Origin of the sequence: Dactylosporangium cerinum (assembly GCF_042653625.1) — a bacterium.
Taxonomy (GTDB): Bacteria; Actinomycetota; Actinomycetes; order Mycobacteriales; family Micromonosporaceae; genus Dactylosporangium; species Dactylosporangium cerinum.
Genome location: NZ_JBHSIU010000010.1, coordinates 252,264 through 267,365, shown reverse-complemented (window position 1 = coordinate 267,365; position 15,102 = coordinate 252,264). Strand labels below are relative to the sequence as shown.

Annotated in this window: 11 protein-coding genes; 7 read left to right on the top strand and 4 right to left on the bottom strand. The window is 70.7% G+C overall.

What is annotated here, in order from left to right:
* Positions 1-89: 89 nt before the first annotated feature.
* From ACFPIJ_RS07555 to ACFPIJ_RS07540, 4 genes are all read left to right on the top strand, one after another.
* Entirely contained in the window at positions 90-1,391 is a 1,302-nt protein-coding gene (locus ACFPIJ_RS07555; RefSeq protein WP_380113905.1) for a ThuA domain-containing protein, read from the top strand.
* Between the two features lie 195 nt (positions 1,392-1,586).
* Positions 1,587-3,740, top strand: coding sequence for a rhamnogalacturonan lyase family protein (locus tag ACFPIJ_RS07550; RefSeq protein WP_380114179.1), 2,154 nt, complete (start codon positions 1,587-1,589; stop codon positions 3,738-3,740).
* 74 nt (positions 3,741-3,814) lie between these two features.
* Entirely contained in the window at positions 3,815-6,286 is a 2,472-nt protein-coding gene (locus ACFPIJ_RS07545; RefSeq protein ID WP_380113904.1) for a discoidin domain-containing protein, read from the top strand.
* A 417-nt stretch (positions 6,287-6,703) separates the two neighbouring features.
* Positions 6,704-7,165 (top strand): DUF5990 family protein, encoded by a 462-nt coding sequence (locus tag ACFPIJ_RS07540; RefSeq protein ID WP_380113903.1) that lies wholly within the window; start codon positions 6,704-6,706, stop codon positions 7,163-7,165.
* A gap of 3 nt (positions 7,166-7,168) precedes the next feature.
* On the opposite strand, the gene ACFPIJ_RS07535 is transcribed toward ACFPIJ_RS07540, so the two are convergent.
* From ACFPIJ_RS07535 to chvE, 4 genes are all read right to left on the bottom strand, one after another.
* Positions 7,169-7,795, bottom strand: a complete 627-nt coding sequence (locus ACFPIJ_RS07535; protein WP_380113902.1) for a maleylpyruvate isomerase N-terminal domain-containing protein — start codon at positions 7,793-7,795, stop codon at positions 7,169-7,171.
* 120 nt (positions 7,796-7,915) lie between these two features.
* Positions 7,916-9,139 (bottom strand): multiple monosaccharide ABC transporter permease, encoded by a 1,224-nt coding sequence (mmsB, locus tag ACFPIJ_RS07530; RefSeq protein WP_380113901.1) that lies wholly within the window; start codon positions 9,137-9,139, stop codon positions 7,916-7,918.
* Positions 9,136-10,671 (bottom strand): multiple monosaccharide ABC transporter ATP-binding protein, encoded by a 1,536-nt coding sequence (gene mmsA / locus ACFPIJ_RS07525; RefSeq protein ID WP_380113900.1) that lies wholly within the window; start codon positions 10,669-10,671, stop codon positions 9,136-9,138. The genes mmsB and mmsA overlap by 4 nt, the downstream gene beginning before the upstream one ends.
* Before the next feature lie 2 nt (positions 10,672-10,673).
* Positions 10,674-11,801 carry a multiple monosaccharide ABC transporter substrate-binding protein gene (chvE, locus tag ACFPIJ_RS07520; protein ID WP_380113899.1) on the bottom strand — a complete coding sequence of 376 codons (1,128 nt, stop codon included), beginning with the start codon at positions 11,799-11,801 and terminating at the stop codon, positions 10,674-10,676.
* 224 nt (positions 11,802-12,025) lie between these two features.
* Between chvE and ACFPIJ_RS07515 the strand changes: the two genes are divergently transcribed.
* The 3 genes from ACFPIJ_RS07515 to ACFPIJ_RS07505 are packed head-to-tail and all read left to right on the top strand — an operon-like array spanning position 12,026 to position 14,819.
* Positions 12,026-13,360, top strand: a complete 1,335-nt coding sequence (locus ACFPIJ_RS07515; protein ID WP_380113898.1) for an AMP-binding protein — start codon at positions 12,026-12,028, stop codon at positions 13,358-13,360.
* Positions 13,361-13,408: 48 nt separating this feature from the next.
* Positions 13,409-13,837, top strand: coding sequence for a cold shock domain-containing protein (locus ACFPIJ_RS07510; protein ID WP_380113897.1), 429 nt, complete (start codon positions 13,409-13,411; stop codon positions 13,835-13,837).
* 1 nt (position 13,838) lies between these two features.
* Positions 13,839-14,819 carry an SDR family oxidoreductase gene (locus ACFPIJ_RS07505; protein ID WP_380113896.1) on the top strand — a complete coding sequence of 327 codons (981 nt, stop codon included), beginning with the start codon at positions 13,839-13,841 and terminating at the stop codon, positions 14,817-14,819.
* Positions 14,820-15,102: the final 283 nt, after the last annotated feature.

Genomic DNA, 15,102 nt, shown 5'->3' with positions numbered 1-15,102 from the left:
GCGTCATCGATAGCTGATGATGCGAGGGGAGCGGATCCGCCCGTCCCTCCCGCCCTACCGAAGGACCCCTCGTGCTCAAGAAGCTCCCCTTGAGCGCGCGACGCCTCGTGCTCGCCGCGCTCGCCCTGGTGACCGCACTGGGGATAGGCCTGGTCATCAGGCCCACCCTGGCCCTGGCCGCCCCGTTCAAGGTGCTCGCCTTCTACAACGGCACCTGGGACGCGGCGCACATCGACTTCGACAAGGAGGCCAGGGAGTGGTTCCCGACGGCCGCCGCGCAGAACGGCTTCACCTGGGAGGCGACCACCGACTGGAGCCGGCTCAACACCGGTAGCCTGGCGCAGTACAAGGTCATCATGTTCCTGGACGACGCGCCGCCATCGGGCCAGCGGGCCGCGTTCCAGCAGTACATGAACAACGGCGGCGCCTGGATGGGCTTCCACGTCAGCGCGTTCACCACGGATCCCAACTCGTGGAGCTGGTACTACAACACGTTCCTGGGCTCGGGCGCGTTCCGGACCAACACGTGGGGGCCGACCGCGGTGACGCTGAAGGTCGAGGACCGGGCGCACCCGTCGACGGTACGGCTGCCGGCGACGCTCCGCTCCGCTGTCAGCGAGTGGTACTCGTGGAGCAACGACCTGCGGCAGAACCCGGCCATCGACATCCTCGCTTCGGTCGACGCGAGCAGCTTCCCGGTCGGCACCGACCCCAACCAGTCGTGGTACAGCGGCTACTACCCGATCCTGTGGACGAACCGTAACTACAAGATGCTGTACGCCAACTTCGGCCACAACGGCATGAACTACTCGACCAACACCCGCACGTCGTCCACGTTCGCCAGCGCCGATCAGAACAAGTGGCTGATCGACGGCATCCTGTGGCTCGCCGGCCAGAGCACCACCCCGCCGACGTCCCAGCCGCCCTCGTCGCCGCCCGCGTCGTCGGGGCCGATCTCGCCGACGGCGTGGTACACCGTCATCAACAAGAACTCGTCGAAGTGCGTCGACGCGCGGGCCGCGGGCACCACCAACGGCACGCCCATCCAGCAGTACACGTGCAACGCCAGCAACGCGCAGCAGTACCAGTTCCAGCCGACCAGCGGCGGGTTCGTGCGGATCAACAACCGCGGCAACAGCGCGCAGGCCCTCGACATCACCAACGTGTCGAGCGCCGACAACGCGCCGATCCAGACCTGGACCTACGGCGGCGGCACCAACCAGCAGTGGCAGCCGGTGTCCGAGGGCGGTGGCTGGTATCACTTCGTCAGCCGCCTGTCCGGCAAGTGCCTCGACGTGCCGGCCGCGTCCACCGCCAACAGCGTGCAGCTGGTCCAGTACACCTGCAACGGCACGGCGGCGCAGTCGTTCCGCCTGGCGCAGCAACCGTGAAAGTTTCGGCCTCGGCGGACCGTTCGCCGCATTGACATGGAGTGATGCGTTGCCCGACCTGGGGCCCGGGGCTACGGTTCCGCCGTCCCGGGTCGGGCACGTTCTCGTTGCGCGACCCGCCTTTCGCACAGCGAGGAGCGGATCGTGCGCTACTTCGAACACCGGCGGCGGGTCGTCGCCGCGCTCGCGGTCGGGATGGCGGTCGTCGCCGTCGCCGCGGTCGGCGTGACGGTCGCGTCGGCGGCGGCATCCGGCTGCCGCATCACGTACACCGTGACCAACTCATGGCAGGGCGGCTTCGGCGCCAACGTCGACGTGACGAACCTCGGCGATCCCGTCAACGGCTGGACCCTGGCGTGGACGTTCCCGGCCGGGCAGACCGTCACCCAGGCGTGGAACGCGACCGTCACCACCAGCGGCGGGCAGACCCGGGCCACGGACGCCGGCTACAACGCGCCGATCGCCACCGGCGCCACGGTGTCGTTCGGGTTCAACGGATCGTGGACCGGTTCGAACCCGTCCCCGACATCGTTTACGCTCAACGGCGTCACGTGTACCGGTGCCGCGTCTTCTCCTTCTCCTTCTGTTTCTCCTTCTGCTTCTTCTTCGGCGACGCCCCCGCCTTCGGGCAATGCCAAGCAGATGGAGGATCTCGACCGCGGGCTCATCTCCGTGCGGTCGGGCAGCGGCAACCTCGTCTCGTGGCGCCTGCTCGGCACCGAGGCGCTGGCGACGGCCTTCAACCTGTACCGCGGCAGCACCCGGATCGCCACGGTCACCACCGGCACGAACTATCTGGACTCCGGCGCCACCGCCGACGCGTCCTACACCGTGCGGGCCGTCGTCGGTGGCGCCGAGCAGGCCGCGTCCGGCGCGTCGCTGCGGTTCTCATCCGGCTATCTCGATGTGCCGATCTCCTCGCCCGGCTCCGGCTACACCGCCAACGACGCCTCGGTCGGCGACCTGGACGGCGACGGGCGCTACGAGCTCGTCCTGAAATGGGACCCCGCCGACGCCAAGGACAACTCGCAGTCGGGTGTCACCGGCGTGGTGTACGTAGACGCCTACCGCCTCGACGGCCAGCGGCTGTGGCGGATCAACCTCGGCCGGAACATCCGCGCCGGGGCGCACTACACGCAGTTCCAGGTGTACGACTACGACGGCGACGGGCGCGCCGAGGTCGCCATGAAGACCGCGGACGCCACCGTCGACGGCACAGGCCGCGTCATCGGCAGCGCCTCGGCCGACTACCGCAACAGCTCCGGCTACGTGCTCAGCGGGCCCGAGTACCTCACCATGTTCAACGGGCTCACCGGCGCCGCGATGTCCACAGTGGACTACGTGCCGTTGCGGGGCACGGTGTCGTCGTGGGGCGACAGCTACGGCAACCGCGTCGACCGGTTCCTGGCCGGCACCGCGTATCTCGACGGGCAGCGGCCCAGTCTGGTCATGGCCCGCGGGTACTACACCCGGTCGGTCATCGTCGCGTGGGACTTCCGCAACGGTTCGCTGACCCGGCGCTGGACGTTCGACAGCAACAGCTCCGGCAACAGCGCCTACGCCGGACAGGGCAACCACCAGCTCTCCGTCGCCGACGTCGATCTCGACGGACGCGACGAAATCGTTTACGGGTCCATGGCCGTCGACGACAACGGTGCCCGCCTGTGGAACACCGGCAACGGCCACGGCGACGCCATGCACGTCGGCGACCTCGACCCGTCCCGCCCCGGCCTGGAGGAGTTCAAGGTCGACGAGGACGGCAGCAAGCCGTCGTCGTGGATGGCCGACGCCCGCACCGGGCAGGTCCTGTGGACCACCCCCGCCAACGGCGACAACGGCCGCGGCGTGTCCGGCGACATCTGGGCCGGCAGCGCCGGCGCCGAGTCGTGGTCCTCGGCCGCCGACGGCGTGCGCAACCCCCGCGGCACGGTCGTGTCCTCCCGCAAGCCCGGCTCGACGAACTTCCTGGCCTGGTGGGACGGCGACCCGACCCGGGAGCTCCTGGACGGCACCCACGTCGACAAGTACGGCACCTCCGGCGACACCCGCCTGCTGACCGCCTCCGGCGTGCACTCCAACAACAGCACGAAGGCCACGCCGTCACTGTCCGGCGACATCCTCGGCGACTGGCGCGAGGAGATCGTCTGGCCGACGTCGGACAACACCGCGCTGCGCATCTACAGCACGCCCGACCCGACGTCGACGCGGCTGTTCACGCTGATGCACGACCCGCAGTACCGGTGTGCGATCGCGTGGCAGAACACCGCCTACAACCAGCCGCCGCATCCGTCGTACTTCATCGGCAGCGGCATGTCGACCCCGCCGGCACCGCAGATCTACGTCCGGTAGGTCCCCGTTTGCCGGGTCTTACCTCGTCTTTGGGGGACTCGGAACTGTCATACGGGGACGGTAGGTTGTTGCGCATGAGCATTGGTGTCACCCGCAGGGTGGACCGCTGCCTGCTCGTCGGCGACGTGCCGACGGTGCCGGTGGTGCCCGACGGGTGGCTGGCCGTGCTGGTCGCCCCGGACCTCGAGGTGACCGCCGACGACCTCGCCGAGCCGGTGCGGGCCGGGCTCGGCGGCGACAGCGTCCTGCTGCTCGCCGCCGGGCCGCTCGGTGCGGATCTCGCCGCCGCGCTTGACCGGCCCGTCGTCGCGCCGGACGGGCCGGTCGTGCAGACCCCCGGCGGCATCCTCGTCACCACCGACATCGCCGGCGGCTGGTGGCGGCACCGCCCCGGTCGCGCGCCGGAGCCCCTCGGCCCGCGCTGGCCCTCCCCCGACTGGCAGGCCCTCGTGCCGCCGGTGCCCTCGTGGCCCGCCGTGGTCATCGCCCAGCCCGTGCCCGCCGGGTGGCTGCTCTCCCCCGGCCCGGTCGGTGCCGCGGCCGCCTATGACGGGGTCGAGTTCGCCGTCGCCGTCGATCCCGAGCGCCCCCGCCTCCTGCTCGACCCGACCCTCACCGCCGACCCGCTCGCCCAGGCCATGGCCGCCCTGCCCACCAGGGTCCGCCGGGTCGCCGACCTCGTGCCGCTCGGCGCCGGCCAGGGCGCGGGCCGCCTCCTGGCTTCGTCGGTGGCCCGCCTGCTCGGCGAGCCGGTCCACCTGGTCAACGGGGTGCCGCTGCACCCTCCCACCGGGCCGATCACGGTGTTCGCCCTCGACGCGCACCGCCGCCCGGTCTGGGCCGAGCCGGCCTGGCTGCTGCGGGTCACGCCGGACGGGGCGGAGGAGGTCGTCGCGTCGTCGCCGCCGCACGCGTCGCTGCGGCCGCTTGACCCGGCCACGTATTCGATGGACCTGGGCTGGCAGGTGCGGTTGAGCGGGGGCGGCATCCACGCGTTCCCGGGCCCGCCACTGCCACCGGCGAAGGGCCGGGCGTCGCTGCCCGAGCCGCTCGGCACGGGCCGGTCGCTGTCGTTCACCGTCACTGCGCCCGGGGCACTCGTTCTGGACAGCTCCCCCGACGCGCCCGACTCCGGCCTGCCCGGCTCTGCCGCGGCTGGCTCCGGCGCGCCCGGCTCCGGCGTGGCTGGCTCCGGCGCGTCTGGCTTTGATGGGGTCTCGACGGGTGACGACCTTCCGGGCCATGTTGCGTCAGCGGCCGGCAGCCTCGCGGACGGCGCAACACCGACAGGCGGTGGCATCACCACCGGCGCCGCTTCGACGGGCGGCGGCATCACCACCAGCGCCGCCTCGGCTGGCGGAGGCAGCGCAGCCGTCGCCACGTCGACGGGCGGTGGCAGCACCACCAGCACCGCTTCGACGGGCGGCGGCATCACCACCAGCGCCGCCTCGGCTGGCGGAGGCAGCGCAGCCGTCGCCACGTCGACGGGCGGTGGCACGGGGCCGGGGCCCGACGATCGCGCCGGGGTCTACCGGGTCGTCGTCGGCAGTCGTGACGAAACGATCGACGATCTGGTGTGGCCACCGCTGTCGGCGATGTTCACCGCGCTGCTCACCGACATCCCCGCCGCCGTCGACCTGGTCGTCGAGGGCAAGTCGTCCGCGTGGGGCGGGGCGGCCGAGCGGGAGCTCGCCGAGCGCCACCCGGGCAACGGCGTGACCAGCGGGCAGGCCCGTGAGTTCCAGCGCTGCGACCTGCTGCCGGTGCAGCTCCCGCCGGCGCCGGCGGACCCGACCGCAGTGGTCCGGCACGCCCGCAACGGGCTGGCGCTGCTGGCTGCCGCGGCGGTGGTCGTCCTGCTGCTCGCCGTTGCCGGCGCCGTCACGTTCTGGCCGCGCGGGGGCCACGGTGCCGACCTCGCCGGCGGGAGCGAGCCGCAGACCGCGACCGTCCCCGGCACCGCACCCGGCTCGGCGGCCGGTTCGGCGGCGATCGCGAGCGGCAGCGCCTCGCCGAGGCCCAGCGCGTCGGCGTCGCCGCGACCGAGCGCGTCCACGCAGGCATCGGCGTCCGCCAGCCCGGGTGCCCCGTCGACGGTGGCGAGCAATCCGCCGCTACCCCTCGACACCACCACCAACGTCGCGGCGGGCCGCGCCACCTCGGAGAGCAGCCACACCCAGGCGTACCGGTCGGATCGGGTCACCGACGGTGATCCCATGAGCTACTGGGAGAGCCGCAACAACGCGTTGCCGCAGTGGGTCCAGGTCGACCTGGGCGGACCGGTCGCGGTGCGGCGCATCGTCCTGCGCCTGCCCCCGTCGTCAGATTGGCCGGCAAGGACCCAGACGGTGACGGTGCTCGGCAGCCTCGACGGCTCCACGTTCTCCACCATCGCCGGCGGTTCGTGCCGCTTCGACGCCGGCAACGGCCAGCGTGCCACGCTCGGTGTCAGCTCCGGCGAGCATCGATACGTCCGCATCCTCATCTCGTCGAACTCGATCCAGCCAGCCGGGCAACTGTCGTCCGTCGAGGTCTACCGCGGCTGACCCGCCCGTACCTTCCGCCGCGCCACCTGCCGATGTCCCAAGCGGCCACATTCGCATGCCTGCCAGGCCGGGGCGGCACGGAAACACAACCCAGCCGAGCCGGCCCGTGTCGCGCGACCTCAGATCCAGCACAGCCGATGTCCAGCCAGATCTCTATGCACGGTTTGTCCTGTTCCTGGAGTGGATCTCACTGGTGATCGAAGGACGGCCCTGGCCGTTCACACAGCCAACCAACGACTTGGATCAACGACACGACGACGCAGAAGCGAAACAGGTCCGGCAGGGAGAGCGACGGCGTCCGAATCCGGGGTGGAGCGGCCCGCGGTTCGGTTGGGTTCGGGGCCGGGCCGCGGGCAACGCGAAGCTGCGACGTCGTGTGGGGCGCCGATATGTGCGCGCGCTCGTAGAGTTGCCGGTGTGCGGATCCGGATTGAGGGCAGCGACCTGCCGGGGCGGCGGGCCGGAGCGGAGGCCGACGCGCTGCGGCTCGGGGGTGTCCACGTGGGTGTCCAGCGCAAGGCCGAGGTGGTCGACCGGGTGGCGGCCGACGCGGCGCAGGCGGCGTGGGAGTTCGAGGTGACCAGCCGGGAGGTCGACGGGCTGCTCGACGTCGGCGGGCCGTGGGTGCACGGCCGTCCCGGCGCGAGGTTCCTCTACCTCAGCTGGGGCGCGGTGACCGGCGAGGAGTTCGCGATGTTCCGCCGGGCGAAGCTGATGTTCGGCGACATCCCCACGGATCTCCTGCGCGCCGCGCACGAGGCCGCCAGCCAAGACACCAAAGGCCAAACGCTCGTCGGGCGGCTCGGGCTGACCGACGCGGTGGGCGGGCCGGTGTGTGCGCGGGTCCGGCCGCCCGCCATCACCTGGACCCTGGAGTAGGGCTCACAGGGCGGCGATCGAGTCCGGGGCGCGCTCGCGCCGGGCGAGAGCGCGGATCACCGGGAGGGGGCCGTGCCGCCAGGTCGCGAGCCGGCCGAGCAGTTCGACCGTGGCGGCGGTCGCGGCGGGTGACGGGGCCGGGGTCGGCAGGTCCAGGCTGACCGCCAGGTCGTCGGTGTGCACTACCAGCTCCAGGACCCGGGTCAGCAGGAAGTCGTCGACCTGGAGCCCCCAGTCGCCGAGGTCGACGACGCGGTCCTCGGACTGGGCCGGCACCGCGCTACGCAGTTCAGACAGTGCCGCGTCCACCTCGGCGGCGAGGTCGGTGGGGGTGGTCTGGGCGGCGGCGGTCTCGCCCCGCTCGATGATGCCCCGGTTGTCAGCGCTGTCCACGCCGGAAGTGACCCAGCCCGCGCCGGTGAAGTGGTCCAGGACCGGGATCGCGGTGCCGCCCGGCGGGGCGGACAGCAGCCTGAGGGTGCGGGTGACCTGGTTGGCCAGGTGGCGGGCCAGCCCGCCGACGGTGAAGCCGGGCAGTGCGCTCGGTGTGGACCACGAAGCGGCTACGGCGGGGTCGCGCAACAGCGTCGCCGCCGCCGCCGAGGAATCGATGAAGGCTTGTCGGATCACCCCGACGACAGTAGCCGCACAGCGTGAGGCCCAGGGGGCCGTCAGCACCCCCTGGGCCTCATCCATCCGCTGGTTCGCGTCCCGCCCCGGACCACGCACCAGGGAAACCACCCGGAAAACTCAGCGCGACCGGCCGGCGCGGCGCTTCGCCCAGACGTCGAAGGCGACCGCGGCCAGCAGGACCAGGCCCTTGACGAGCATGACGCGTTCGCTGGGTGAGCCGATCAGCGACATGCCGTTGTTGATGACGGCCATGATGAGGCCGCCGGTGATGGCGCCGACGACCTTGCCGACGCCGCCCTGGACGGCGGCGCCGCCGATGAACGCGGCGGCGATCGCGTCGAGTTCGAAGGCGTTGCCGGCGGTGGGGCCGGCCTGGTTGAGGCGGCCGGCGAAGATGATGCCGGCGATCGAGGCGAGCAGGCCCATGTTCACGAAGATCCAGAACGTGACCGACTTGACCTTCACGCCCGAGAGTCCCGCGGCCTGCAGGTTGCCGCCGACGGCATAGATGTGCCGGCCGAAGACGGTGCGCTGGGAGATCAGGGTGTACGCGAGCACGAGCGCTGCCAGCAGCACCAGCACCCAGGGCAGGTTCTTGAACCGGGCCAGCTGGACGACGATGAACATCAGCACCAGGGCGGCACCGGCGATCTTCGCGACGAACACCGGCAGACCGTCGACGGTCTGGCCGTAGCCGATGCGGGCGCGGCGGGCCCGCCACTGCACGGCCACGATGCCGGCGACGGCGGCGAGGCCGACCAGCAGGGTGAAGAGGTCGGCGCCGCCGAGGACGCCGAGGCCGACGTTGTTGAGGAAGCCGGGCGTGAAGCCGTTGGCGAGGGTCCGCACGTCGTCGGGGAAGGGGCCGATGCCCTGGTTGCCCAGGACCGTCATGGTGAGCGCCCGGAAGACGAGCATGCCGGCGAGGGTGACGATGAACGCGGGGATGCCGAAGTACGCGATCCAGAAGCCCTGCCACGCGCCGATCAGCGCGCCCACGACCAGGGTCGCCAGGATGGCGAGGGGCCACGGCACGTCCAGGTCGACCATGAGGACCGCGGCGACGGCGCCGGTGACGGCGACGACGGAGCCCGCGGACAGGTCGATGTGCCCGGCGATGATGATCAGGATCATGCCGATGGCGAGGATCAGGATGTAGGAGTTCTGCACGACGATGTTCGAGATGTTCTGCGGTTCCAGCAACGAGCCGGACGTCAGGATCTCGAACAGCACCACGATCGCGGCGAACGCGATGTAGATGCCGCTCTGGCGCAGGTTGACCGAGAACCGGGTCGGCGCCGTGACCGCGGTCTCCGGGTCGGCCTCCACGATGGTCGTCATGAGCGTTCCTTCAAGCTGGTCATGAGCTGCATGAGCCGCTCGGGGGTCGCGTCGGCGCGGGACAGCTCGCCGGTGACCCGGCCCGCCGACAGGGCGTAGATGCGGTCGCAGATACCGAGCAGCTCCGGCAGCTCGGAGGAGATGACGAGGATCGCCTTGCCCTCGTCGGCGAGCCGGTTGATGATCGTGTAGATCTCGTACTTGGCGCCGATGTCGATGCCGCGGGTCGGCTCGTCCAGGATCAGCACGTCCGGGTTGGTGAAGATCCATTTGGCGAGGACGACCTTCTGCTGGTTGCCGCCGCTGAGGGTGCCGGTGACCGCACCGACGCCGGGTGCCTTGATGTTGAGGCTGTGCCGGTACTCCTCGGCGACCTGGAACTCGCGGTTGTCGTCGACCCAACCGCCCTTGGCGATGCGGGACAGCGCGGCTCCGGAGACGTTGCGCTGGATGTCCTCGATGAGGTTGAGGCCGTAGCGTTTGCGGTCTTCGGTGGCGTACGCGATACCGTGCGCGATCGCGTCGCCGACGGTGCGCAGCTGCACCGGGACACCGTCCTTGTACACCTGGCCGGTGATGCCGGTGCCGTAGCTGCGGCCGAAGACGCTCATCGCCAGCTCGGTGCGCCCGGCGCCCATGAGCCCGGCGAGCCCGACGATCTCCCCGCGCCGCACGGACAGATTCGCCCGGTCGACGATCATCCGCCCGTGCTGCGTCGGGCTGTGCACGGTCCAGTCCTCGATGCGCAGCGCTTCCGCGCCGATGGAGGACGTGTGCGGCGGGAACCGGTGCGACAGGTCCCGGCCGACCATGCCCGAGATGATCCGGTCCTCGGACACGTCCTTGGCGCGCATGTCGAGGGTCTCGATGGTGCGGCCGTCGCGCAGGATCGTGGTGGTGTCGGCGACCGCCTCGATCTCGTTGAGCTTGTGCGAGATGATCACGCAGGTGATGCCGCGCTCGCGGAACTCGAGGAGCAGGTCGAGCAGGTGCCGGGAGTCCGACTCGTTGAGCGCCGCGGTCGGCTCGTCGAGGATGAGCAGCCGCACCTCCTTCGACAGCGCCTTGGCGATCTCGACGAGCTGCTGCTTGCCGACGCCGAGGTCCATCGCCGGGGTGACCGGGTTGTCCCGCAGGCCGACCCGGCGCAGGAGCGCGCCGGCGTCGGCGTTGGTGCGGTTCCAGTCGATCAGGCCCCGGTGGACCCGCTCGTTGCCGAGGAAGATGTTCTCCGCGATCGACAGGTGCGGGATGAGCGCCAGCTCCTGGTGGATGATGACGATCCCGCGCCGCTCGCTGTCCCGGATCCCGCCGAAATGGCAGGGCTCCCCGTCGAACTCGATCTCACCGGTGTAGGAGCCGTGCGGGTACACCCCGGACAGCACCTTCATGAGGGTCGACTTCCCGGCGCCGTTCTCGCCGCAGATCGCGTGGATCTCTCCGCGGCGCACCTCGAGGTTCACATCCTGCAGCGCGGCAACGCCGGGAAAGGTCTTGGTGATGCCGCGCATCCGCAGAATTACGTCGGTCATGGTTACTTGAGGTCGCTCTCGGTGTAGTAGCCGGAGTCGATGAGGACCGTCTTGTAGTTGCTCTTGTAGACGATCACCGGTTCGAGCAGGTACGACGGGACGACCTTGTTGCCGTTGTCGTAGTCCTTGGTGTTGTTGGTCTCCGGCTTGCCGCCCTTGAGCACCGCATCGGCCATCTTGACCGTGACGTCGGCGAGCTTGCGGGTGTCCTTGTAGATCGTCGCGTACTGCTCACCGGCGATGATCGACTTGACCGACGCCTTCTCCGCGTCCTGACCGGTGACGATCGGGTACGCCTGGCCGGCCGTGCCGTAGCCGCTGCTCTTCAGCGCGGAGAGGATGCCGATCGACAGGCCGTCGTACGGCGACAGGACACCCTGGACCTTGGTGCCGCCGACGTACGTCTTGGTGATGATGTCCTCCATGCGCTTCTGCGCCGTGGCGGGGTCCCACCGCAGGATCGCGACGGTCTTGAAGTCGACCTGGCCGGACTTCACAACGAGCGTGCCCTTGTCGATGTACGGCTTGAGCGTCGCCATCGCGCCGTTGAAGAAGAACGTGGCGTTGTTGTCGTCCGGCGAACCGGCGAACAGCTCGATGTTGAACGGCCCGGTGGCGGTGCCGTCGGAGCCGTCCTCCTTCTTCAGGCCGAGGCCGACCAGCAGCGACGTGGCCTGCTGCACGCCGACCTTGTAGTTGTCGAAGGTGGCGTAGTAGTCGACGTTCGGCGAGTTGCGGATCAGCCGGTCGTAGGCGATGACCGGGATCTTCTTGTCCGCCGCCTGCTGCAGCTGCGTGGTGATCGCGGTGCCGTCGATCGAGGCGACGACGAGCAGCTTCGCGCCCTTGGTGATCTGGTTCTCGATCTGGTTCACCTGCGTCGGGATGTCGTTCTCCGCGTACTGCAGGTCGACCTTGTAGCCGAGCTTCTCCAGCGCCGCCTTGACGTTGTTGCCGTCGGCGATCCACCGCTCCGAGGACTTGGTCGGCATGGTCACGCCGATGAGGCTGCCCGCCCCGGCGGCCTGCCCGGCCTCCTTGTCCGCGGTCTTCTCGGCCGAGCCACACGCGGTGACGCTCAGCGCCACGGCGAGGCCGAGGCCGGCGATCAGTGCTCTGGGGAACTTCATGGGATGTCCTCCACCTGTTACGCAGGGTGCAGCGACCGTCGAGGCGCGCCTGTGAGCGCTATCAACGGCCCTGGGCAGAAATCTGTGGGTGTCTTGGTTTTGAACGACTTGAAAGCAGGGGGACGTTTCAAGTCGGTGGCGGGGGTGTTGCTCGGGACAGTGTTAACGCTCACAAATGGAGGTGTCAAGACGGTGCCACATCACGAAATGGCACGATGGTGGCCATGCGCCTGATCGCCGGCAGCACCGGCCCGGAATCCGCCGACCGGCCCGACGCGGTGACCGTCGCCGGTCGCGCCCTGTCCTCCGAGGCCCTGCTGGGCGCGTCCCTCGCCGTCGCCGACGAGGTGCACGGCGCGACGGTCGTCGCCGTGGACGCTACCCCGACCCTCGAGACGGTGGTGGCGGTGCTCGGCGGGCTGCTCGCCGGCGCCGCGGTCGTGCCCGTGCCCGCAGACGCCGGCCCCGCCGAACGCGAGCACATCCTGCGCGACTCGGGCGCCCAGGTCACGCTGGCGACGGTCGACGTCACCCGCCGCTCGTCGAGCACCTACCCCGCGCCGGCCCCCGACGACGCGGCGCTCATCATGTACACCTCCGGCACGACCGGCGCGCCCAAGGGCGTCGTGCACACGCACGCGTCCGTCGAGGCGGGGGTCGACGCCGTCGCCGAGGCGTGGGACTGGACCCCCGACGACCGGTTGGTCCACGGGCTGCCACTGTTCCACGTGCACGGCCTGATCCTCGGGGTGCTGGGGGCGACCAGAGCCGGCTCGCCACTCGTACACACCGGAAAACCGCAACCGGAGCGCTATGCGGCCGCCGGTGGGACGCTCTACTTCGGCGTGCCGACCGTGTGGTCCCGGGTGTGCGCGCAGCCGGCTGCGGCCCGTGCCCTGGCGCGCGCCCGGCTCCTCGTGTCCGGCAGCGCCGCACTGCCCGTGCCCGTGTTCGAGCGGCTGCACGCGCTGACCGGGCACCGGGCAGTCGAGCGCTACGGGATGACCGAAACCCTGATCACGATCAGCAGCCGCGCCGACGGCCCGCGCCGCGCCGGTCACGTCGGCTTCCCCGTGCGCGGCGTGCAGACCCGCGTCGACGCCGAGGACGGCGCCATCGGTGAGCTCTGGGTGCGCGGTCCGATGCTGCTGCGGCGGTACGTCCATCAGCCCGCCGATCTCGTCGACGGCTGGTTCCGCACCGGGGACATCGCCCGGAAGGACCCCGACGGCTGGCACCGCATCGTCGGGCGGGCCTCCACCGACCTCATCAAGTCCGGCGGCTACCGCATCGGCGCCGGCGAGGTCGAGGACGCGCTCCTGGCGCATCCGGCGGTGCGGGAGGCGGCCGTGATCGGCACTCCGCACGCGGACCTCGGTGAGGCCGTGACCGCGTACGTCGTCGTGTCGACCACCGTCAGTGAGGGTGAGCTCGCGGATTTCGTAGCCCGGCACCTTTCGATCCACAAACGCCCCCGGATCGTGCACCTGGTCGAGGCGCTACCGCGCAACGCCATGGGCAAGGTGCAGAAGAAGCGCCTCGGGAGTCCTATGCTCTGAGTGCCGGGCCCCGCGGCCGCGGGACGGTTCGATGGGTTGGTGGTGGTCGTGGTGGAGACAGGCAGGATCCTGCGGTTCGACGAGGTGCGCGGTTACGGGTTCATCGCACCCAACGCGGGCGGCGAGGACGTATTCGTCCACGCCAACGACTTCGGTGAGCAGCGGCACCTCGTGCATCCCGGTATGCGGGTCGAATACGAGGTCGAGGAGGGCGAGCGCGGGCTGAAGGTCGCCACCGTGCGCATCCTGGACGCCCCGGCCCGCCGCGAGCACACCCGGCCGCCCCGGCCCGCTTCGAGCGAGGAAGAGGCCGGCGAGGACGACGGTCTCTGCGACGTGCTCAGCAGCCGCGAGTTCTCCGCCGAGGTGACCGAGCTGCTCATCCAGCACGTTCCGTCACTGACCGGCAGCCAGATCGCGCAGGCCCGGCAGCACCTGGTGAGCTTCGCGCGCACGCACGGATGGGTGGAGAGCTGAGTTGAAGGTCCTGTTCATCGGCGGCAGCGGCATCATCAGCTCCGCCTGCACCGCCCTGGCCGTGCGGCGCGGCATCGACCTGCACGTGCTCAACCGCGGTGAGAGCACCACCCGCCCGCTCCCGCCGGAGGTCACCGTCCTGCGCGGCGACATCCGGGACCCCGCGTCGGCGCGGGCCGCGCTGGCCGGCCACACGTTCGACGCCGTCGTGGACTGGGTCGCCTTCACCCCGTCGCACGTGCTGGCCGACATCGAGTTGTTCCGCGGGCGCACCGGGCAGTACGTGTTCATCAGCTCCGCCTCGGCGTACCAGACCCCGCCGGCCCGGCTGCCCGTCGTCGAGTCCTCGCCGCTGCGCAACCCGTTCTGGCAGTACAGCCGCGACAAGATCGCCTGTGAGGACCTCCTCGTGCAGGTGTACCGCGACAAGGGTTTCCCGGCCACGATCGTGCGCCCCTCGCACACCTACGACCGCACCCTCGTGCCGTTCGACGGCGGCTGGACGGCCATGGCCCGCATGCGCCAGGGCCGCGAGGTCGTCATCCACGGCGACGGCACGTCCCTGTGGACCCTCACCCACCACGAGGACTTCGCCAAGGGCTTCGTGCCGCTGCTCGGCCACCCCCGCGCCATCGGTGACGTCTTCCAGATCACCAGCGACGACGTCCTGACGTGGAACCAGATCGCCGAGCACATGGCGGCGGCGTTGGGCGTGACGGCAAAGCTCGTGCACGTGCCCTCCGACGCGATCGCCGCCGCCGACCCGGAATGGGGTGCCGGCCTGCTCGGCGACAAGACCCACTCGATGGTCTTCGACAACAGCAAGCTGCGCTCCCTGGTGCCCGACTACGTCGCCACGATCCCGTTCCATGCTGGAGCGCGGGAGATCGTCGCCTGGTTCGACGAGGACCCGGCCCGCCAGGTCATCGACGAGCGTCTCGACAAGGTGATGGACGACCTGGTCGCCCGCTACCGCGTCTGAACCCTCGTCCGCCCCGCCCGCACCGCACGACGCGGCGTTGCGGGCGGGCGCTTACCGCACGACGCGGCGTTGCGGGCGGGGCGGGTCACCGCCATCGGCTCGGCGTTGAGGGCGGGCGCGCTCACCGCACGGCGCGGCGTTACGGGCAGGCGCGCTCACCGCACAACGCGGCGTTGCGGGCGGGGCGGGTCACCGCCATCGGCACGGCGTTGAAGGCGGGCGCGCTCACCGCACGACACGGCGTTACGGGCAGGCGCGCTCACCGCACAACGCGGCGTTACGG